We start from the raw sequence: 18,167 nt of genomic DNA, 5'->3' as shown, positions 1-18,167 counted from the left end.
TGTTAATTCTTTACCCTTGCGGGAGTTTCTCTCGCGGCTGAACGGTCCTCGGTGTGGGCAGTGGGCAGTGGGCAGTGGGCAGTGGGCAGTGGGCAGTGGGCAGTGGGCAGCGGACGGTGGGCGCTCCGGCCGCTCCGCCGAGGACGCCCCGGCCCCGGTGGCGCGCACGGCACCGGCGCACCGGCGCACCGGCGGGTTCGGCGCGGCCCGCCGCCCACGTCGCCCGGCCACCGTCCAGCCTCCCCTCCCACCGGTTCCTTGCCGAGGGTCGGCAAGGAACCGGCGGCCGAGACGGCCTTCGCCACCCCGCGGGCCGCGGGTCCGGCCGGGGCGCACGGGTAATCGGTGAGTAGGGCCAGTCGAGAAGCACGCGACGACGAGCGAGGCGGTGTACGCCTTGCCACGGACCCGGTCCGCTCCAGCGCTCGTCCGCGCCCTTCCGGAGGGTGTGGCATGAACTCCGGCAGGGACGACGGGCGCATCCTCGCGCACCTCGAACGGCGCCTTGCCCGGGACGATCCGGGGCTGGCGGCGACCATGGACGCCCTCAACCGGCAGTTCACCGACGAGCCCCGGGAACGGTCGGCCGACGGACGGGAGGCGGACCCGGGGACCGGCCCCGCGGACACCGGGAAGCGGCGCAACCGGGGGATGACCGCGCTCACCCTGATCGCCGTCACGGCGATCCTCGGACTCTTCCTCACCGCTCTTCTCAACGGCAGCCCGGAGAGGGCCGATCCGGACCCGGGGACCCCGCGAGGACCCGGCACGGGAGTGCCGACCCAGAGCGAGCCCCGCTTCGCGCCGGGGACACCGCCCCGCGGACGCCGCCCGGGCACCGCGGCGGACGTCCGCCTGCCCGTCCGGCTGCGCGCGGCCCCGGACCGGACGGACAGGAGGCGGCCATGAACAACTCACTCCGGATCGGACACGTCTTCGGAGTGCCGCTCAGCGTCCACTGGACGGTGCCGCTGCTGATCGTCCTCTTCGGGTACAGCCTGGGCAGCCAGACGCTCCCCGCCTGGCTCCCGGGACGCTCGGCCACCGCCTACACCGTGGCCGGACTCGCCGGCGCCCTGCTCCTCCTCCTCAGCCTGCTGGCGCACGAGACCGCACACGCACTCACCGCCCGGCGCAAGGGCATCCCGGTCCACGACGTCACGTTGTGGGCGCTCGGCGGCGTGACCCGGATGGACAGGCCGTCCGCACCGGGTGCGGCCTTCCTCGTCGCCGTGAGCGGGCCGCTCACCAGCCTGGCCGTCGGGGGAGTGGCACTCGGTGCAGGGATGGGACTGGCCGCGGGACCGGGCTGGGCGGTTCCCACCGCCGTGCTGCTCTGGCTCGGCTGGGTCAACCTCCTCGTCGCCGTGTTCAACCTTCTGCCCGCGGCACCGCTCGACGGCGGCCGGGTGGTGCAGGCCCTGATGTGGTGGCGCACCGGAGACCGGGAGCGCGCCGAGCGGGCGGCGGGTCGCGGCGGGCAGATCCTCGGCATCCTGCTCGTCGCCGTCGGGTGGCTGGCCGTGCTGCGCGGTTCGTGGAGCGGGCTGTGGCTGGCCGTCCTCGGGTTCTTCGTCATCGTCGTCGCCAACGCCGAGCGCCGGCAGGCTTCCCTGACCAGGGTCCTGGGGGGTGTGCGTGCCGCGGATGTCATGGCCGGTCCCGTCGAGACGGCCCCCGACTGGATCACCGTGCAGCGCTACTTCGACGAACCCTCGGGCTCCCCCGCGCACGGTCGCCACTCGGACGTGCCGCTGCTCGACTTCGAGGGCCGTCCGAGCGGCCTGCTCCAACTGCCCAGGCTCTCCGCGATCCCGGCGGCCCGGCGGGAGACGCTGCGCCTGCGCGATGTGGCCGTCCCCCTGTCCCGGTGCACCACATGCGCGCCGGGCGACCTGCTGGAGGAGGTCCTCAAGAACGTGCGGCCCCGGGGCGGCGGCCTGCCGATCCTCGTCATGGACGGCGGGACCCTCGTCGGCGTCATCACCGCCGGCGACCTCGACCGCCTGGCCCAGCGCCGAATGCTGCGCGGAGACGGGACCGGTTGAGCGGCCGGCCCGCCGAGGAACCCGTGCCACCCGCGGGACGGTGAGGCCGGGAAGCCGCCGCCGGCAGCCGACCCCGGCGCACCACCCGCCCCGTACCGACTCCGCACAAGGCCCCGCAACCCCGCATCCCGCAACCCCGCATCCGGCGGTCCGCATCCCGCGGTCCGCATCCCGCGGTCCGGCTCCGGTGCGGGGTCGCGGGCGGGCTGCTGGAGAAGGGACGGCCCCGGCTCGCCGCACACAGGTGGCGACCCCGTACGCAGGTGGCGACCCCGTACGCAGGTGGCGGCTCCGGCGCAGGGGCCGGCTCCGGGTGGCGGCTCAGGTGGCGCGGCCCCGTGCCGCGAGCCGACGGGCGTGCTTACGAGCCGACGGAAGTGCTCCCGCCCGCACGGATCCCGACATGCCCCCGCACACCGGTCGGCCGGGCCGGTCGGGCCGCTCGGGCCACCCTGTCGCCGCAGGCGGCCGTCCGCACAGCCCGTGGCCCGCGACCCGCGCGGGCGCACACCGCGGCACGCCTCGCCCCCTCGCCCCCTCGACGCCGTCGTGCCGAGCCGGACGGTTGTCCCGGCGACCGGGAGCCGGCCGTCGGAGCGGCGCTGCGCGGGCGACAAGCCCGGGCCGCTGCGGCACACTCATCACGAGGACCCACTTCAACCCCCGCCCGTGCGAGGGGGCCTTCGTGCTGGACGTGCCGATCTGGCTGTGGGCGGCGTTCGCCGTCACGGTGGTGGTGTCGCTGGCCGTCGACCTGCTGGCGCACCGCGAGGCACATGTCATCGGGTTCAGGGAAGCAGCCGTGTGGAGCGGTGTGTGGGTGGGCCTCGCCCTGCTCTTCGGCGGGGTCGTCTTCCTGGTCCTGGGCACGACGCCCAGCGTGGAGTACACGACCGCCTGGCTCCTGGAGAAGAGCCTCTCGGTCGACAACCTGTTCGTCTTCGCCCTGATCTTCGCCTACTTCCGGGTCCCCCGTGCCTACCAGCACCGGGTGCTGTTCTTCGGCGTCATCGGCGCCCTGGTGTTCCGGGGCGTCTTCCTCACCGCGGGCGTGGCCGTGGTCAGCCGGTTCACCGCGGTGCTGTACGCCTTCGCCCTGGCCCTCTTCTACAGCACCTACAAGATCCTCAAGGAGGAGGACAGCTTCGACCCGGGCAGGAGCCTCGCCGTGCGCCTGCTGCGCAGGGTCATGCCGGTGCGCGACGAGTACGCCGGGATGAGGTTCACCGTCCGGGAGGGGGGACGGCGGGTCGCCACCCCGCTCCTCGCGGTCGTCGTCGCGATCGAGGCGGCCGACCTGATCTTCGCCGTGGACAGCGTGCCCGCCGTCCTGGCGATCAGCGACGACACCTTCATCGTCTACACCAGCAACGCGTTCGCCATCCTCGGCCTGCGCGCCCTGTACTTCCTGCTCGCCGGGCTGCTGGACCGGTTCCACCACCTGGGCACGGGCCTCGCGCTGATCCTCTCCTTCATCGCCGTGAAGCTGATCCTGCAGGCGTCCCACGAGCTGTTCAGCAGCAGCGTCCCGGAGATCCCCTCGCCGGTGAGCCTCGCCGTGATCGCGGTGGTGCTGGCGGTGTCCGTCGTGCTGAGCCTGCGCCGCCCTCCTTCCCGCCGTACGGCCGGGGACGAGGCGCATTCCGCGCGGCGGGACGCACCGGACGGGAGCGACCCGCCGCGAGACGGCGGAGCCTCCCACCCGTGAGGAGGGCGCCGATCCCGCTTCGTGAGGAGGGCGCCGATCCCGCGCTCTATCGTTGGTTCATGGACCCCGTCGAGGACGCGACGACACCGCAGGGCGCGCGGGTGTGTCCCGTGTGCCGCCGCCCCGTGGCCGCGGAGGTCCGGCGGCACAAGACGATGGGGCTCTATGTGCCCCGGTGGAGACCCGGTCCCTGCCGGGAACCGTCCTGCCCGAGGTACGCCGACGGGCCACCGGGCCCGGGCGGCGGCGGGCTGGCGCCGGTCCGCTGACGCCGTGGCGGTGCCAGCCGCGCCGCGCCCCTCGGCACGCCGTACGCCCCTCCTCGGGCGGCACCACGGCTCGCTCGCCGCGCCTGTTCGGGCCGCATCGCGCCTCTTCACGCCGCGCCTCTTCACGCCGCGTCGCGGACGGTGGACGGCGGACGGTGGACGGGCCGCGGTCCCGAGAACCCGCGCGTCTCATCCGGGGCGTCGGACGACGACGGCGTAGCCGCCGACCCCCTTGAGTCGGTCTCCCGGTACCTTCCCTTCCGTGGTGAGCAGTGCCCGGAGGCTGCCGTCCTTCTCGTCGAAGTCGATGTCCTCGACGATTCCCATGCTCTCCCCGGCCTCCGTGAGGACCCGCTTGCCGAGCGGGTCGTGACTCTTGTGCGCCTCCTCGGCGGACTCCAGCTCCTTCTCGGGTTTCAGCCCCTCGGCCGAACGGACCGTCACGGCGTCCTCGCCGAAGGACTGGACGTTCTTCCACAGCATGACGTGGCCGTGGCGCCCGCGGGTCCTGAGGTGGAGGGACGAGATGTGCGCCGGCGAAGGCGCGATCGTGCAGGCGGTGATGGTCCCGAGCCGTTCCGCGGTCGAGAGGGCGATCACGGTGCGCCCCTGAGCGGTGCTGAACAGCATCATGCCTCCTGCTCGAGTCGTCGCCGCAGGCCCTCGGCAGCGGCGGGGAGGCCGGCGGGGTCCCCGGCCGTGAAATCGGCCGTGCACGCCGGTACGACCATCATCTCCTCCGAGACGGACTTCGGTCTGATCACCGGCAGGAAGACCGTCTGCCCCGTCCGTGCGGTGGGGCCGACCTCGTACCCGATCACCTTGGGAGTCCCGGAGGTCTCGATGATCACGTCGGTGATCGTGCCCAGAGCGCTCCCCTCCTCGGTCATCACGCGGGCGCCGATGACGCTGCCCCCGCCCGGCGCCTCTATCCGCTCCCTCGCCGCCTCGTCGTCCTCCTCCAGCGAGTCCTCGTCCCTGATCATCACCGCGTCCGGGCCGAGTGCGTGGACCTTCTTCCACAGCAGCGCGCGCTTGAGCGGGCCGGCGAGCAGTCCCCGGCCGCTGAGCGTGAAGCAGGTGATGGAGCCGCGCATCGGGTCGAAGACGACGTCCTTGATCCGGGCGACGTCCTCGCCCGCGAGTGTGACCACCGGCTCCTGGCTGATCTCCCGTGCGCGCAGATACGTGCTCATGTCCGTCCGCCCTTCCCGCCGCCCTGGGACCTGCGGCCGCCGGCGATGACGCTGCCGCTGCGGCGCCGTGCCTGCAGGGCGACAACCGACGACGCCACCGCGACCAGCACGGCGACCGCGATGATCAGCCAGACCCACCAATCCATGGAAAGCACCTCCGGGCTCGTGGATCACGGACCGCCGCGTTGCGACGGTGCCGCGGTCCGCGTCTTCGTCGACCTGACGGCCGATGGGCGGGGTCCGCGTCACGGCCGATGGGCGGGGTCCGCGTCCGGCGCGGTCCGTCGGCGGGAGCCTGGCCCGCCTCGCGGCGGCCGGTCGCCGGCCGGTGGCGCGGCAGCCGCTTCTCGCGCCCGCTGCCGCAGGTTGCGTGCCGGAGTCCCCGGTCGCCTCGCTAGACGTGCTGCCGGGTCGCCTGCGGCGCGCGCCAGACGCTGTGCTCGGCGCGCCGGCACACGGAGCACAGCACACAGCGGGCCGGGATGTCGCCGGTCGTCTTCCCGAGCCCGGCATCGCCGTGCACGGTCTGTGTGTCGAGGTACAAATGCTCACCGCACAGGCCCACACCGCACTCGCGGCACACGGCGACCGCGGTCGTCCTGAGCTTGTGGAAGTGGCACTCGTAGCAGTCCACTTCAGCGCCTCCTTTCCTCGCGCCTCGGTGGCAGCGTCGGCTGCCCGAGAGGAGAGGCCTGCGGGAGGACTGTGCCGGGCGGGCCCCGTGCAGTCCCCGGAGTCCCTCACCAGGGGTCTACCCCCTGCCGTCCTGTCGATGATCTCACGTGTGCGCCGAGAAGGCCGTCTCGCCCGCGTGCACGTTGCCGTGCAACGGCAGGATGCCCGTGCGGACACCTGCGGACGCAAATGGACACTTAGGGCCACCTGGGGGCATGTGCGGTTACCTACGGTTACCTACGGGCGCGTGCGGGTGGGTGCGGGGAATCCATCATCTGGGTCGCGACGATCACCGGCGTGCGGGCGCTTGCGGGCGAGTGCGGGTGGGTGCGGTTGCGTGTGGGCCCAACCGGGGTCTCTCGGCCGCGACCGCGACGGCCCGCGGAGCGGCCCTCGCAGGGTTCCGCCCCGCGCGCCGACCGAGCGGGCGCGCGGAGCGGGATGTCACAGCGCCCCGGAGTGAGACGTCACAGAGCCCTGAGGTAGTACATGGTGCGGAATCCGCCGCTGGTGGAGCAGTTCAGCGTGTTCTGCGTGTTGGTGTAGGTGAAGCCGGGCGGGACCGTGCAGGCCCACAGGCCCGTCTCGGGGGCGCGCAGAAGGTACATGGTGCGGAACCCGCCGCTGGTCGAGCAGTTCAGCGTGTTCTGCGTGTTGGTGTACGTGTAGCCGGGCATGGTGGTGCAGGCCCACAGGCCGTCCGACGGGGGCTGCACGTAGTACATGGTGCGGAATCCGCCGCCGGTGGAGCAGTTCAGCGTGTTCTGCGTGTTGGTGTACGTGTAGCCGGAAGGGATCGTGCACGACCAGAACCCGTCGGCGGACGACGCCACCGCGGTCTCGGACACGCTTGCGGGGGTGTGCGAAGGGAGCGCCGGTGCGGCGGACGCCGTGGTGGGGGCGAGGGCGACACCCGCCACGGCGAGGGCCGAGCCGGCGCCGACGAGCAGGGACCGGAGTTTCGAGCGCAGCATGGGAAGGCACTCCTGTGTTGGTCGTCCGACGGGCAGAACCAACGGGTGGGGGGCCGACCGGAGTCTGGCCCGTGCTCCGGCCGCCGTAGCGCGCGCTGGGATGCTCGCAGCCGGATCCGTCACGGGCAAGCGCGCTTCCCTCTTGTGCGTCGAAGATCGGACTTTGACCGGTCGGCCCTGACCTGCGGCTTGTTCGAAGACCTGGGACGAGACCCGACCAGTGCCGCCGTCCGTCTGTCCGAAAGGCCATGGCGGAGGGAGCCCGTCCGCAACGCGCCTGGGCGTTCTCCGTGCCCCGGAGCGGCACCTCGGCGGACGGCCGGGGCGGCACCTCGGCGGACGGCCGGGGCGGCAAGGCCGATTGTGGGTATGTCCCTTTCATGGAGGACCGGCGCCCGGTGGAACGTGCCCAGGGCTACCTTCCCATCGCCGACCACGGCATCGTCGGCGACGGCCGTACGTGTGCACTGGTCGGCCGGGACGGCGCCGTGAGTTTCATGTGCGTACCGCGCTTCGACTCGCCTCCGCTGTTCGCCTCCCTCCTGGACCACCGCAGGGGCGGGGCGCTGCTGCTGGCTCCGTCGCGGCTGAGAGCGAGCAGACAGAGGTACCTGCCCGACACTGCCGTGCTCGTCACGGAGATGTGGGGGCCCGAAGGCGCCGCCGAACTGACCGACGCCTTCCTGCTCGAGCCCGGAGCGAGGCTCGAGGACGACGCGCGGGCCGGCCGCGGGGAGCTGCTGCGCCGGATGCGTGTCACGCAGGGCGTCGTCGAACTGCGCTGTGAGCTGCGGCCCGGACCCGGCCACGCCGTCGAGCCGAGCGGTGACGGGTGGCTCCTGCGGGGGCCGGACCGGGTACCGACCGCATGGTTCCACGCGTCCCGGCCCCTGCCGGGCCCCTCCGGCACGGTCGTGCTGGAGGCGGGGGACGAACTGGTCGTGTCCCTGGTGTGGAACGGTGTGCGGCCCGCCGGTGACCCGGTGTCCCGAGCCCGCGAACACCTGGAGGCCACGGCCCGCGTCTGGCGCGGATGGGCCTCCCACGTCGTGACGGACGTGCCTCGGCCCGACCTGGTACGGCGTTCGGCGATCACCCTGAAACTCCTGGACCACATGGAGAACGGAGCGATCATCGCCGCCGCGACCTCCTCCCTTCCCGAGTACCTCCGGGGATCCAGGAACTGGGACTACCGGTACGCCTGGATCAGGGACACCGCCTACGCGGTCTTCGCGCTCCGGCGCATCGGACTGCCCGCGGAGGCCAAGGGCTTCCTGAACTGGGCGCTGAACGCGGCGAGCCGCGGCACACAGCCCCTGGTCCTCTACGACGTCGACGGGCTGCCGCCGCCCGAAGAGGTGGAGGACCCGTACCTGGAGGGCTACCGGAGGTCCGCCCCGGTGCGCTGGGGCAACGCCGCTGCCCGGCAGGTGCAGCACGATGTGTACGGCGAGCTGCTCGACTGCGCGTTCCAGTGGGCCGCGACGGGCGGGCGCCTCGACCCCGGGCGGTGGGAACACCTCGCTCAGCTCGCCGAACGCGCCCGTACCGCGTGGAGCCGACCCGACCAGGGCATCTGGGAGGTCCGTACGCCGGGGAGGCCCTTCACCTACTCCGCCGCGATGTGCCAGGTCGCTCTCGACCGGGCGGCGCGCCTGGCCTGGCGGCTCGGTCTGCCCGGCGATGCCGAGGGGTGGCGGCGGGACGCCCGGAGCCTCGCCCGCCGGATCCTGGAGCAGGCGTGGGACGAGAAGGCGGGAGCCCTCACCGAGCATCTGGGCGGAGGCGGACTGGACGCCTCCCTGCTCGCCCTTCCGCTCAGACGGGTGGTTCCGGCCGACCACCCCAAGATGGCCGCCACCGTGCGAGCCGTCGCGGAGACCCTCGGCGCCGGCGGCGGCCTGCTCTACCGCTACCTCCCGGGAGTCTCTCCGGACGGCGTGGACGAGCCCGAAGGGGCCTTCCTCCTGTGCAGCTTCTGGATGGCCGACAACCTGGTGGGGCAGGGCCGTGTCGACGAGGCCGCGGAACTGTTCGAACGGCTGTGCTCCTACGCGAGCCCGCTCGGGCTGCTGCCCGAACAGGTGGACCCGTCCGACGGTTCCTTCCTCGGCAACTTCCCGCAGGCGATCAGCCATGTCGGCCTGATGTCCACCGCGGTCGTCCTCGCCCGGGTGAGGCGCGGTGTCCGCCCCGAACTCGCCACACACGCGTGGTTCCGCGGGTGACCGGGCGCGCGCCCGCCGCGGACCCGTGACCGCGGCACACCCGGAGGACCGGTCCGGCGTGTGCCGGGTGTCGTGTGGTGGAGGAGCCGGTCGGGGGCGGTACCGGGCGCGCGGTCCCCATACCGTGCGGGCGGCGGCGGCCCGTGCGGGCGGCGCTGACTCCGGAGGCCGCCATGGCCGGCTCCCCGGGCACGCGGGCGTCACATGCCCGCGGCGCTCCTCCCGGTGTCGTCCGTACGGTACGTGACCTTCGCCGAGACCGAGACCACCCCGTCCACGCTTCTGCACAGGCGTTCGATGATCGGGACCAGGCTCCTGGACTCGACGGATCCGTCCAGGGAGACCTGGCCCTCCCGTACGTCGACCGCCACCGCCGAGGGTGCGAGGCCCAGCGTCTGCCGCAGTACGTCACGGGTGATCTCTTCCCGGATGGCGTCGTCGCGGCGCAGGAAGACCCGCAGCAGGTCGCTCCGGCTGACGATGCCCCGGAGTCTGTCCGTCTCGTCCACGACGGGCAGCCGCTTGACGCCGTGCACCTCCATGAGGCGGGCCGCCTCGACGACGTTCCACTCCGGGCGCGCGCACACCGCGGGGGCCGACATCAATTCCTCGGCCCTGATCCCCTCGGCCTTGGCCCTCTCCCATGCCTCCGGACGCGGGATCGGCAAACGGCCGGACGGGTCCTCCTGGTCCGCGGACTTGCGCAGCAGGTCCGCCTCGGAGACCACCCCCATGGGGCGGTCCTGCTCGTCCACCACCGGCACGGCGGTGACGTCGTTGTCCGACAGGAGCTTGACGATCTCCTTGAACGGCAGATCGTGCCGTGCCCGGACGACGTGCCGGGTCATGAGTTCCGCGACCGTTCGGTGCTGCATGTCACCCGTCCCTTCGAGTCTGGTGACGGTGGTCAGGGTCGTGTACCGGGAGTGCCGGGACCCGGCCCGCCCTCGGGCGGGCGGTCCGTGCCCGCGCCCGGCCGTCTCGGGGGCGGTCCGACCGGCCCCGAGACGAGGGCCCTCCGGCCCGTGCGCCGACCCGCCGCGAGTGGCAGGTTGGATACAGGAACAGTCTGGGGAAACGGCGGCCACCATGCGAGCGCACCTCGGCGACCGACTCGTCGTCCAGAGTCCTGCGACCGGCGCCACCAGGCGCGAGGGCGAAATCGTCGGGCTCCATCACGAGGACGGAACACCTCCCTACGACGTGCGCTGGTCGGACACGGACGAGGTGACGCTGGTGTTTCCCGGGGCCGACGCCCGGCTCCGTCATCTTGAGCATCCGCAGCATCCCGAACACCAGCCCGGGGCCGCGCCACGGCCTTCCGGGCCGGGCGCGGCGCCTGGCGGTCGATCGTCGGGCGGCAGTGCGCGGGGGACGGCGGCGGGCGCTCGTGCGCCGGGCACGGTGGCGGGCGCGGCGACCGGAGGACCTGGGCCGGACGAGCCTGCCGGTCCCGGTACATCCGGCATCGGCGCGCGCCTGGCCGCCGAACGCGAGCGGCAGGGGCTCACCCGGGTCACCGTGGCCGGCCGCGCCGCCATGGCGCCGGAGTACCTGGCCTACCTCGAGGAAGGCCCGGCCGACCCCGGGCTGGCGGCCCTCGCGCGTCTGGCCGCCGCGCTGGGCACGAGTGTGGAGGCGCTCCGCGGGGGCGGCACCGACCTGCCACCGGGACAGGGCCGTGCCCTGCTCCGTCCCCGGCTCCGCGAACTCGGCACGGACGAATGCCGCGCCCGGCTCTCCACCCACGGGGTGGGCCGCGTCGCCGTCACCACCCCGGACGGCCCGGCGGTCGTGCCGGTGAACTACGAAGTCATCGACGACCGGATCGCCTTCCGGTCCGCGCCCGGATCGGTGCCCGCCGCCGCCGCGGGCAGCGAGGTGGCGTTCGAGGTCGATCATCTGGACGAGACCGCCAGCCGGGGCTGGAGTGTCCTCGTCGTCGGCCCGGCGCGGCACGTCACGGAACCCGGCGCGGTACGGCGGCTGACCGAGGCTGCACACACCCGGCCATGGGCGGGCGGCGAGCGGGAGATGTGGGTTTCCATCCAGCCCCGGCGCATCACCGGACGCCGTATCGACCCGCCCGGGGAGTGAGCGGGCCCGGGGAGTGATCGGTCCCCGGGGAATCGGGCGCGGGGAGTGATCGGGCGCGTGCGGCCGACCGGTGGAGCGGCCGTCGGTGGAGCGGCGATCATTCCGGATGATCCCGTCGGCCGTCAGGATCGACTCCATGGGCGGGTCCCCTCCGGTGCCTCTGGTCGGTTCCCCTCCGGTTCCCCTCCGGTTGCCCCCGTTGCCCGTTGCCCGTTGCCCTGCCCCGGCGCTGCGGCTGTACGCCGTCCTCGCCTGGGCGCGTACGAGCGCGGCATCGCGGCATCGCGGCGGGGGAGTGCGCATGGGCCGAGGGGCGCGAGATCCGGCACGACGGCATCGTCCTTCGGCGCTCGGCGCTCGGCGCTCGGCGCGTACGGCGGTCAGGCGCCATGCTCCGCGCCGCCCGTGGACGGGCCTCGTACGAGCGCCGAGCGCTGTCCGTGGCCGAGGTTCCGAAGCCGCCGGACGGATCGCCGTGCGACGGCCCGTCCGGACGTGGCGGCAGGCGCCGCACCGTTCACTCGGCGTGCTTGATCTCGATGTGCCTGGGCTCCGTCCTCTCCTCGCCCATCCCCACGCTCACCGTGAGCATGCCGTCCGTGTACTCGGCGCGGACGTCGTTCTCGTCGGCGCTCTTCGGCAGGGCGATGGCACGGGTGAGGGATCCGTACCTGATCTCGCTGCGGTGCTTGTCCAGCTCGCGCTCGGTACGTTCCGCCTTGACGGAGAGGATGCCGTCCTCCACGGTCACGTCCAGATCCTGCACCTCGATGCCCGGGAGTTCCGCGCGGATGACGTACCTGCCGCCCTCCGCGTACTCCTCGATCCTCATGCTGTGCAGATCGGCCATGCCCGGCATGCTGAACCGGGCGGGGAAGTCCTCGAACCAGTCCGGCAGGTCGGAGAACGGGAACCTCTGCTTCCGTGCGAGTACAGCCATGATCCGGCCTCCTCGGTCTTGTTGTTGTGACACGACCAGTGAACCGCCGCGCGAACCCGCCCCCCAGGGGCCGAACAGCCCGTAGCGGGGCCCGATGGTCCCACCCGGCCACCGTCCCTGGATCACCCGTCTCCCGCGGTGGGCAGGGTTCCGTCGGCCGGTCCGCGCGGGCGCCCGTCCGGACGCCCAGCCGCCGCGGGCGGGGCTGCGCCCGTCCAGTCGGGGGCGGAGGGCGGTGGAGTGGGGACCTGCTCCTCCTCGGCGTGGTGGGAGATGTCTCCCGAGGGGGAGCGGCGGGGCGGGAGGGACCGGTCGTGAGGGAGCACGGTGGGACCGTGGGAAAGTGCCCGACTCGATGTGCCCGCACGAGTCGTGCCCGCGCGGATCGGATCGCGTACGCCTGTCTCTAGCCCGGAGCCCGCATGGGTCACCTGCACATGGGTCGCATACATGTGGGTGGTGTTCACATGGGGCGTTTGTACATGGGGTCGTGTACTCACGGGGCCGAGATCCACGGGTAGGCCGGAGTGCGGCCTCTGCACGGGCGGGGCGGCCCCGCCCGAGGGCCGTTCGGCCCATGGACCCGGGTCTCGGCGGGGGCCAGCGTGGGCGGAGGAGGGCGCGTGCGACGACCGCACCGAACCGCACCGAACCGCACCGCGCTGCCGGGCCGGGCGAGGCAGCGCGTCCGCTCACCGTGCAGCCCGCTTTCGGAGCGGCGGTTCCCGTGCCCGGGAGGACTGCCGCCGGCAGCAGGAGGAGGCACCGCCATGACCGGTTCCCCGGCTTCCCCGGGTTCCCCGCGCACCGTGAGCGACGTCATGACCCACACCGCGCTCGCGGTCGGCCGCCACACCGCGTACAAGGAGATCGTGGAGGTGATGGACCAGTGGAAGGTCAGCGCCCTGCCGGTCGTGGAGGGCGACGGCAGGGTGGTGGGAGTGGTGTCCGAAGCCGACCTCCTGCCGAAGGAGGAGTACCGCCTGGACACCCCCACACTCGGCGAAGGGGCACGCCCCGACCAGTGGAAGGCGGGTGCCGTGACCGCGGGCGAACTCATGTCGAGCCCCGCCGTCACCGTCCATCCGGGAGCGACGATCGCGGAGGCCGCGCGGATCATGGCACGGCGTCGTGTGAAGCGGCTCCCGGTCGTCGACCGGGTGGGTGTGCTGGAGGGCGTGGTCAGCCGCAGCGACCTGCTGAAGGTGTTCCTGCGCACGGACGAGGAACTCGCCGGGGAGATCCGCCGCACGGTGCTCGATGACCTTCCGGCTGCGGCGGGGGTGGAGGCGTCCGTGACGGACGGTGTGGTCACGCTCCGCGGGGGCCTGAGGGACAGGAGCCTGATTCCGCTGCTGGCCAGGGCCGTCCGCGCGGTCGAGGGCGTGGTGGACATCCGTCTGGACCTGACCGCCGGCGCCGCCCGTTCCGAGAACTGAGGCGGGATCTGGACAGGGCGCTCGACCCCGGACCCCGGACCCCGGACCCCGGACCCCGGACCCCGGACCCCGGACCCCGGACCCCGGACCCCGGACCCCGGACCCCGGACCCCGGACCCCGGACCCCGATCACCCCGCCGCCCGGCGGCCCGGCGGCCCGGCGGCCCGGCGGCCACGAGGCTGAGACACGGCACGGCATCGAAGTGTCCGTCAGCCGGGTGTCCGGGCGCCGCGGAGTGGAGCCCGCCCGAGGACGGGGCTATCGGTCCCGCCGGGGGACCGTTCGGCCTCTCGCGGTCGCCGCCGCGCCGTCGCATCGTGGAGAAGGAACCCCTGGTAAGCAGCGGAGGCGGCGGAAGCGCCGGAAGCGCCGGAAGCGGCGACTGCGGTGGGAGTAGCAGAAGCGGCGAACGCGGTGGGAGCTGCGGAAGCGGCGAACGCGGAGAGGGAGGGCGTATCCGGTGGGGTCGGGCGGACCTGCCGGCCCGACCGCGATGGACGTGGCCGCAGTCGCGGCCCGAAAGGAGGCGCACGGATATGACTCCCCCTGTGACCGTGGGTGTCGACGGGTTTCCGGAGAGCCGGGCCGCCGCGGACTGGGCGGCGCGTGAGGCCGTGCTGAGAGAGGCGCCGCTGCGTCTGGTGCACGTCGAGGACTGGGCGGGTGTGCCGTGCGCGCCCGCCTTCGAGCGGCTGGAGAACGCCGGCCCGGTGGGGGCCGAGGGACTGCGCCGCCGCGCCGGCGCGGTGCTGGAGGAGGTGGCCGACGACGTGCGCCGGCGCTATCCGGGCCTCCCGGTGTCGGCGCGCCGGATGCCGGGCAGGGCCGCCGCGGTCCTGTCGGTGCAGGCCGCCGACTCGCAGATGCTGGTTCTCGGGTCGCGCGGGCGCGGCGTGGTCGGGGGGTTCCTGCTCGGCTCCGTCGGTATCGCGACGGTCGGGCTCACAGTCACTCCGGTCGTGCTGGTGCGCCCGCCGGGCGAGCCGGTCCCGCCACCGGCGGCCCCGGTCCCGAACCGGGATGTCGTGGTGGGGGTGGACGTCCGGGCGGACACCGACCCGCTGCTCGCCTTCGCCTTCGAAGAGGCCGCACGGCGGGGGTGCTCCGTCCGCGCCGTGCACGGATGGTCGCTGCCGTTCGCGTTCAGCTACGCGCCGCAGCTCGATCCCGGTGTCCGCCAGGAGGCGGCCGACAACGTCGCCGAGGAGCTGAGCGAGCGGCTCCGCCCCTGGCGGGCGCGCTATCCGTCGGTCAAGGCCGAGGAAAGGGTCCTGGTCGGGGCCCCCGCCGAGCAGGTGCTGTACGAGGCCGCCGACGCCGGTCTCGTGGCCGTCGGCCGCCGCATCCGGCGCCCTCCGGTCGGCGGGCATCTGGGGCATGTCGCCCACGCCGTACTCCACCACGCCACCGCTCCGGTGGCCGTCATCGCCCATGACTGACCTCCGGCCCTGGAGCCCTTCATGACCGCAGAACCCCTCGAGACGACCGTCGTCACCTCCCTCGTCCGGGACGCCACGGCGGCTCCGTCCGTGCACAACGCCCAGCCCTGGCGGTTCCGGTACCTCGCGGCCCGCTGCGCGATCCGCCTCTTCGGCGATCCGGAACGCGCCATGGCGAAGTCCGACCCGGACCACCGCGCGCTGCATCTCGGTTGCGGCGCCGCGCTGTTCAACCTGAGGGTGGCGGCCGCCTCCGCGGGGAGGGAGCCGTACACCGTGCTGCTCCCCGACCCGGCCGATCCGTGGCTGCTGGCGGAGGTGCGGCTGGACCGCCCGGTACGGCAGGACGACGACCTCGCCGCGCTCCACCCCGCGATTCACCGGCGCCGCACCAGTCGCTTCCCGTTCACCGGGGAGGGCATCCCCACCGGTGTGCTGGACCGACTGCGTGCCGCCGCACGGACGGAGGGCGCACGGCTCCAAGTGCCCGGCGCCTGGCACGTCCAGGAGGTCCTTCACCTGCTCCACGACGCGGAGAGCCGCGAGTCGCTCGACCCGGAGGCGCGGGAGGAGCTGCGGCGCTGGACCGGCATGGGCGGCGCGACCCCGCCGGGGGAGGGCGTCCCCGCGAGTGCCTTCGGCCCCCGGCAGCACGATGTCACCGCCCCGGTGAGGGACTTCGCCGCCGGCCGGACGGTGGTCGGCCGGGGCAGCGCCACGTTCGAGAAGCGCCCCCAGCTCGCCCTGCTGGGAACGACCCACGACGGCCCCGCCGACTGGCTCACGGCCGGACAGGCACTGCAACGGGTGCTGTTGCAGGCCACTCTCGACGGCCTGGTCACGTCCCTGACGTCGCAGGCCCTGGAATGGCCCGAGCTGCGCTGGGCCCTGCGCGACCCCGCCTCCTCGATGGGGCACGTACAAATGGTGATCCGACTCGGGTACGGCCCGGAGGGCCCGAGGTCCGCGCGCCGCCCGGTCGAGGACGTGCTGGAGATGGCCTGACGTACTCTGCTGCTCCCGCGCTGCTCCCGCGCTGCTCCCGCGCTGCTCCCGCGCTGCTCCCGCGCTGCTCCCGCGCTGCTCCCGCGGGCCTGACGCCGCTGCCGCGATGTCCGATGTCGTTCCGCCGCGATCCGGGGCGCGCTGTGCCGGGCCCGACGCACTGGCCGGGGCCCGGCGCACTGGCCGGCGCGTTGTCCGGCGCACTGGCCGGCACACCGTCCGGACGTGCCGGTTCAGCCGTCCGGGGCGACGATTCTGCGTCCGGTGACGCGGGACGGCGCGAACTCGATCCACAGGTCGCGGGAACCTCCCGCCCACGGCGTCGTCGGGGCCAGTCCGGTCAGCCGGCGGATCGCGTCCTCGTCGGTGACGGCCCGTGCCCGCCCCACCGCGAGGACGCTCCAGCCCCTGCTGAAGGCGTCGTCGATACGGTCCACCTCGAAGGCGATCTCGTTTCCCGCGGCGAAGGACGGGACCTTGCCGAGCGAGGTGCGGAAGGCGACGGAGGCTCCGTCGACGACATAGTTGACCGGCACCACCGCCGGCCCCTCGGGCGTGAGCACCCCGATCCGCCCGACGCCGTGGCCGGCCATCAGGGTCCGGCACTCCGCCTCGTCCAGCTCGGCGAGTTCGGCACCCCGCAGGGCGGCGCCCGGCCCCGGCGGCTGGTCCGCCTTCCCTCCGGCCAGTTCGGCCACCGTGGTCTCCAGGGCGGCGGCGATCTGCCGCAGGGCGGCCGGGTCGGGTGCCGCGGGCCGTTCCTCCAGGTACTGGACGTAGCTGGCGGCGGCACCGCTGCGCTCGGCCACGTCGTCCCGGCTCAGGCCGAGTTGCTCGCGCCGGGCCGCGAGCCGGCGACCGAGGTCGGTACGCGAGTGCGACGGCGCAGCGGCCCCGGAGCCGTGCGCGGGTGTGCTGGGCATCTTGGTACACCTCTCCTCGTGGGGCCCGGGCACCACAGGCGGCCGGGCGCGGCCCCGGGCCGTCCCGCGGAGCCTCGTGCGGCCCTGCGGCCCTGCGGCGGAGCGAGTCCCGCTGCCCGTCCGCGCGGTACGGGACGAGGCGTCCCGGCCGCGCCCCCTCCTCGCCCTTCTCGCCCTCCCCGCCCTCGGGTACCTCCACCGACAGGGTCTCCCGGGCGCAGCGGGCGGCGCTTGGGCCGGACGGCCCTGAGGCGACCCCTGTCGGCCCATCCGGGACGCGGCCCCTGCGTGTGACAGTGCTCGCGGGTGACCGTGAAGCCGGGTCCGCCCGCGAACTGTCGGCAGCCTGCTCCTCTGCGAGGCACACCGTGACGCCTTCCGCTCCGTACTCCGTCGAGGACGTGATGACCAGGACCGTCGTCGCGGTCGCCCCGCACGCGCGGTTCAAGGAGGTCGTGGCGGCCATGGGCCGGTGGCGGGTGAGCGCGGTCCCGGTCGTCGACGACGGCGGGCGCGTGGTCGGGGTCGTCTCCGAGGCCGACCTCCTCCGGAGGGAGGAACTCCGCGGCGCCGATCCGGCGCCCGTGGACCAGCAGCGGCCGGGTAGCGCCGCGGGGGACCGGGTCGTGAGGGCCGGGGTCGTGAGGGCCGGGGACCTCATGACCGCTCCGCCGATCACGGTCCGCGCCGCGGCGACCCTGCCCCACGCCGCCCGTCTCATGGCCCGGCACCGGGTGAAGCGGCTGCCCGTGGTGGACGGCCGGGGCGTACTGCGGGGCGTCGTCAGCAGGGCGGACCTCCTCAAGGTCTTCCTCCGCCCCGACGAGGACATCGCGGCGGACGTCCAGGGCCTGGTCGACCGTCTCTTCGCGGGCTCCCTCCGGGGGGTACGCGTCGCCGTCGACGACGGGGTCGTCACCCTCGGCGGCACGCTCGGCGAGGGCGACCTCGCCTCCGTCGTCGGCCGGCTGGCCCAGGTGGTCGAGGGAGTCGTCGAGGTCCGCTGCGAGTTCGCCGGTCCGCCCGCGTCCCGGACGGACCCCGCGTCCCGGGCCGATTCCGAGTCCAGCGCGGACCCCCAGACCCCTGCGGCCCCCGAGTCCCGGGCGGACGGGGCCGACTCCTCCTGACGAGCCGTCCGCCACGGCCCCGACGCACTCCCGCGGGTACGTGCGACGGGGGCACGCGACCGATCACCGCGCGACGTGCCCGGGCCTCCGGGCCG

Annotated in this window: 17 protein-coding genes; 9 read left to right on the top strand and 8 right to left on the bottom strand. The window is 73.9% G+C overall.

The genetic code is table 11. From position 1 onward, the window contains the following. The first annotated feature begins 453 nt into the window (after positions 1-453). The 3 genes from DDQ41_RS09395 to DDQ41_RS09385 all read left to right on the top strand — a co-directional run bounded on the left by DDQ41_RS09395 (position 454) and on the right by DDQ41_RS09385 (position 3,756). A complete protein-coding gene (locus DDQ41_RS09395; protein ID WP_109294079.1) occupies positions 454-909 on the top strand; it encodes a DUF3040 domain-containing protein in 456 nt (151 codons plus the stop codon). Continuing rightward, a complete protein-coding gene (locus tag DDQ41_RS09390; RefSeq protein ID WP_109294078.1) occupies positions 906-2,048 on the top strand; it encodes a site-2 protease family protein in 1,143 nt (380 codons plus the stop codon). Before DDQ41_RS09395 ends, DDQ41_RS09390 begins: the two co-directional genes overlap by 4 nt. Positions 2,049-2,733: 685 nt before the next feature. Then, complete coding sequence (locus DDQ41_RS09385) at positions 2,734-3,756, top strand: TerC family protein (RefSeq protein WP_109294077.1); 1,023 nt, start codon at positions 2,734-2,736, stop codon at positions 3,754-3,756. A 458-nt stretch (positions 3,757-4,214) separates the two neighbouring features. On the opposite strand, the gene DDQ41_RS09380 is transcribed toward DDQ41_RS09385, so the two are convergent. The 5 genes from DDQ41_RS09380 to DDQ41_RS09365 all read right to left on the bottom strand — a co-directional run bounded on the left by DDQ41_RS09380 (position 4,215) and on the right by DDQ41_RS09365 (position 6,870). Then, a complete protein-coding gene (locus DDQ41_RS09380; protein ID WP_245990799.1) occupies positions 4,215-4,658 on the bottom strand; it encodes a PRC-barrel domain-containing protein in 444 nt (147 codons plus the stop codon). Beyond that, a complete protein-coding gene (locus DDQ41_RS09375) occupies positions 4,655-5,221 on the bottom strand; it encodes a PRC-barrel domain-containing protein (protein ID WP_109294075.1) in 567 nt (188 codons plus the stop codon). Before DDQ41_RS09375 ends, DDQ41_RS09380 begins: the two co-directional genes overlap by 4 nt. Continuing rightward, positions 5,218-5,367 (bottom strand): hypothetical protein, encoded by a 150-nt coding sequence (locus DDQ41_RS31645; protein WP_167450245.1) that lies wholly within the window; start codon positions 5,365-5,367, stop codon positions 5,218-5,220. Before DDQ41_RS31645 ends, DDQ41_RS09375 begins: the two co-directional genes overlap by 4 nt. A 248-nt stretch (positions 5,368-5,615) precedes the next feature. Then, on the bottom strand, positions 5,616-5,855 hold the full coding sequence (locus DDQ41_RS09370; protein ID WP_109294074.1) for a DUF2180 family protein: 240 nt from the start codon (positions 5,853-5,855) through the stop codon (positions 5,616-5,618). 508 nt (positions 5,856-6,363) lie between these two features. Then, the gene (locus DDQ41_RS09365; protein WP_109294073.1) at positions 6,364-6,870 is read right to left on the bottom strand and encodes a hypothetical protein; all 507 of its coding nucleotides are present in this window, start codon (positions 6,868-6,870) and stop codon (positions 6,364-6,366) included. Between the two features lie 380 nt (positions 6,871-7,250). Between DDQ41_RS09365 and DDQ41_RS09360 the strand changes: the two genes are divergently transcribed. Then, positions 7,251-9,098 carry a glycoside hydrolase family 15 protein gene (locus DDQ41_RS09360; protein ID WP_109297642.1) on the top strand — a complete coding sequence of 616 codons (1,848 nt, stop codon included), beginning with the start codon at positions 7,251-7,253 and terminating at the stop codon, positions 9,096-9,098. Positions 9,099-9,298: 200 nt separating this feature from the next. On the opposite strand, the gene DDQ41_RS09355 is transcribed toward DDQ41_RS09360, so the two are convergent. Next, positions 9,299-9,973, bottom strand: coding sequence for a CBS domain-containing protein (locus DDQ41_RS09355; RefSeq protein ID WP_109294072.1), 675 nt, complete (start codon positions 9,971-9,973; stop codon positions 9,299-9,301). Between the two features lie 214 nt (positions 9,974-10,187). On the opposite strand from DDQ41_RS09355, the gene DDQ41_RS09350 reads away from it, so the two are divergent. Then, entirely contained in the window at positions 10,188-11,195 is a 1,008-nt protein-coding gene (locus DDQ41_RS09350) for a pyridoxamine 5'-phosphate oxidase family protein (protein WP_109294071.1), read from the top strand. A gap of 517 nt (positions 11,196-11,712) precedes the next feature. On the opposite strand, the gene DDQ41_RS09345 is transcribed toward DDQ41_RS09350, so the two are convergent. Then, positions 11,713-12,135 (bottom strand): Hsp20/alpha crystallin family protein, encoded by a 423-nt coding sequence (locus tag DDQ41_RS09345; RefSeq protein WP_109294070.1) that lies wholly within the window; start codon positions 12,133-12,135, stop codon positions 11,713-11,715. 770 nt (positions 12,136-12,905) lie between these two features. Between DDQ41_RS09345 and DDQ41_RS09340 the strand changes: the two genes are divergently transcribed. The 3 genes from DDQ41_RS09340 to DDQ41_RS09320 all read left to right on the top strand — a co-directional run bounded on the left by DDQ41_RS09340 (position 12,906) and on the right by DDQ41_RS09320 (position 16,019). Then, positions 12,906-13,574: a CBS domain-containing protein gene (locus DDQ41_RS09340; protein WP_167450244.1), complete on the top strand. Its 669-nt coding sequence runs from the start codon at positions 12,906-12,908 to the stop codon at positions 13,572-13,574. Between the two features lie 537 nt (positions 13,575-14,111). Then, positions 14,112-15,014: a universal stress protein gene (locus DDQ41_RS09325; RefSeq protein ID WP_262508406.1), complete on the top strand. Its 903-nt coding sequence runs from the start codon at positions 14,112-14,114 to the stop codon at positions 15,012-15,014. A 21-nt stretch (positions 15,015-15,035) separates the two neighbouring features. Continuing rightward, positions 15,036-16,019 carry an Acg family FMN-binding oxidoreductase gene (locus DDQ41_RS09320; RefSeq protein ID WP_109294068.1) on the top strand — a complete coding sequence of 328 codons (984 nt, stop codon included), beginning with the start codon at positions 15,036-15,038 and terminating at the stop codon, positions 16,017-16,019. A 233-nt stretch (positions 16,020-16,252) separates the two neighbouring features. On the opposite strand, the gene DDQ41_RS09315 is transcribed toward DDQ41_RS09320, so the two are convergent. After that, on the bottom strand, positions 16,253-16,942 hold the full coding sequence (locus DDQ41_RS09315; RefSeq protein WP_109294067.1) for a helix-turn-helix domain-containing protein: 690 nt from the start codon (positions 16,940-16,942) through the stop codon (positions 16,253-16,255). A gap of 368 nt (positions 16,943-17,310) precedes the next feature. Between DDQ41_RS09315 and DDQ41_RS09310 the strand changes: the two genes are divergently transcribed. Next, on the top strand, positions 17,311-18,072 hold the full coding sequence (locus tag DDQ41_RS09310) for a CBS domain-containing protein (RefSeq protein WP_262508405.1): 762 nt from the start codon (positions 17,311-17,313) through the stop codon (positions 18,070-18,072). Positions 18,073-18,167: the final 95 nt, after the last annotated feature.

Origin of the sequence: Streptomyces spongiicola, assembly GCF_003122365.1 — a bacterium.
GTDB classification, from domain to species: domain Bacteria; phylum Actinomycetota; class Actinomycetes; order Streptomycetales; family Streptomycetaceae; genus Streptomyces; species Streptomyces spongiicola.
The sequence above is the reverse complement of the archived record's forward strand: the minus strand, read 5'-3'. Positions and strand labels throughout refer to the sequence as shown.

Excerpts from the sequence above, each read along its gene's own strand:
- DDQ41_RS09395 (WP_109294079.1), top strand. The coding sequence starts at position 454 with ATGAACTCCGGCAGGGACGACGGGCGCATCCTCGCGCACCTCGAACGG.
- DDQ41_RS09390 (WP_109294078.1), top strand. The coding sequence starts at position 906 with ATGAACAACTCACTCCGGATCGGACACGTCTTCGGAGTGCCGCTCAGC.
- DDQ41_RS09380 (WP_245990799.1), bottom strand. The coding sequence starts at position 4,658 with ATGATGCTGTTCAGCACCGCTCAGGGGCGCACCGTGATCGCCCTCTCG.
- DDQ41_RS09375 (WP_109294075.1), bottom strand. The coding sequence starts at position 5,221 with ATGAGCACGTATCTGCGCGCACGGGAGATCAGCCAGGAGCCGGTGGTC.
- DDQ41_RS31645 (WP_167450245.1), bottom strand. The coding sequence starts at position 5,367 with ATGGATTGGTGGGTCTGGCTGATCATCGCGGTCGCCGTGCTGGTCGCG.
- DDQ41_RS09365 (WP_109294073.1), bottom strand. The coding sequence starts at position 6,870 with ATGCTGCGCTCGAAACTCCGGTCCCTGCTCGTCGGCGCCGGCTCGGCC.
- DDQ41_RS09360 (WP_109297642.1), top strand. The coding sequence starts at position 7,251 with ATGGAGGACCGGCGCCCGGTGGAACGTGCCCAGGGCTACCTTCCCATC.
- DDQ41_RS09355 (WP_109294072.1), bottom strand. The coding sequence starts at position 9,973 with ATGCAGCACCGAACGGTCGCGGAACTCATGACCCGGCACGTCGTCCGG.
- DDQ41_RS09350 (WP_109294071.1), top strand. The coding sequence starts at position 10,188 with ATGCGAGCGCACCTCGGCGACCGACTCGTCGTCCAGAGTCCTGCGACC.
- DDQ41_RS09345 (WP_109294070.1), bottom strand. The coding sequence starts at position 12,135 with ATGGCTGTACTCGCACGGAAGCAGAGGTTCCCGTTCTCCGACCTGCCG.
- DDQ41_RS09340 (WP_167450244.1), top strand. The coding sequence starts at position 12,906 with ATGACCGGTTCCCCGGCTTCCCCGGGTTCCCCGCGCACCGTGAGCGAC.
- DDQ41_RS09325 (WP_262508406.1), top strand. The coding sequence starts at position 14,112 with ATGACTCCCCCTGTGACCGTGGGTGTCGACGGGTTTCCGGAGAGCCGG.
- DDQ41_RS09320 (WP_109294068.1), top strand. The coding sequence starts at position 15,036 with ATGACCGCAGAACCCCTCGAGACGACCGTCGTCACCTCCCTCGTCCGG.
- DDQ41_RS09315 (WP_109294067.1), bottom strand. The coding sequence starts at position 16,942 with ATGCCCAGCACACCCGCGCACGGCTCCGGGGCCGCTGCGCCGTCGCAC.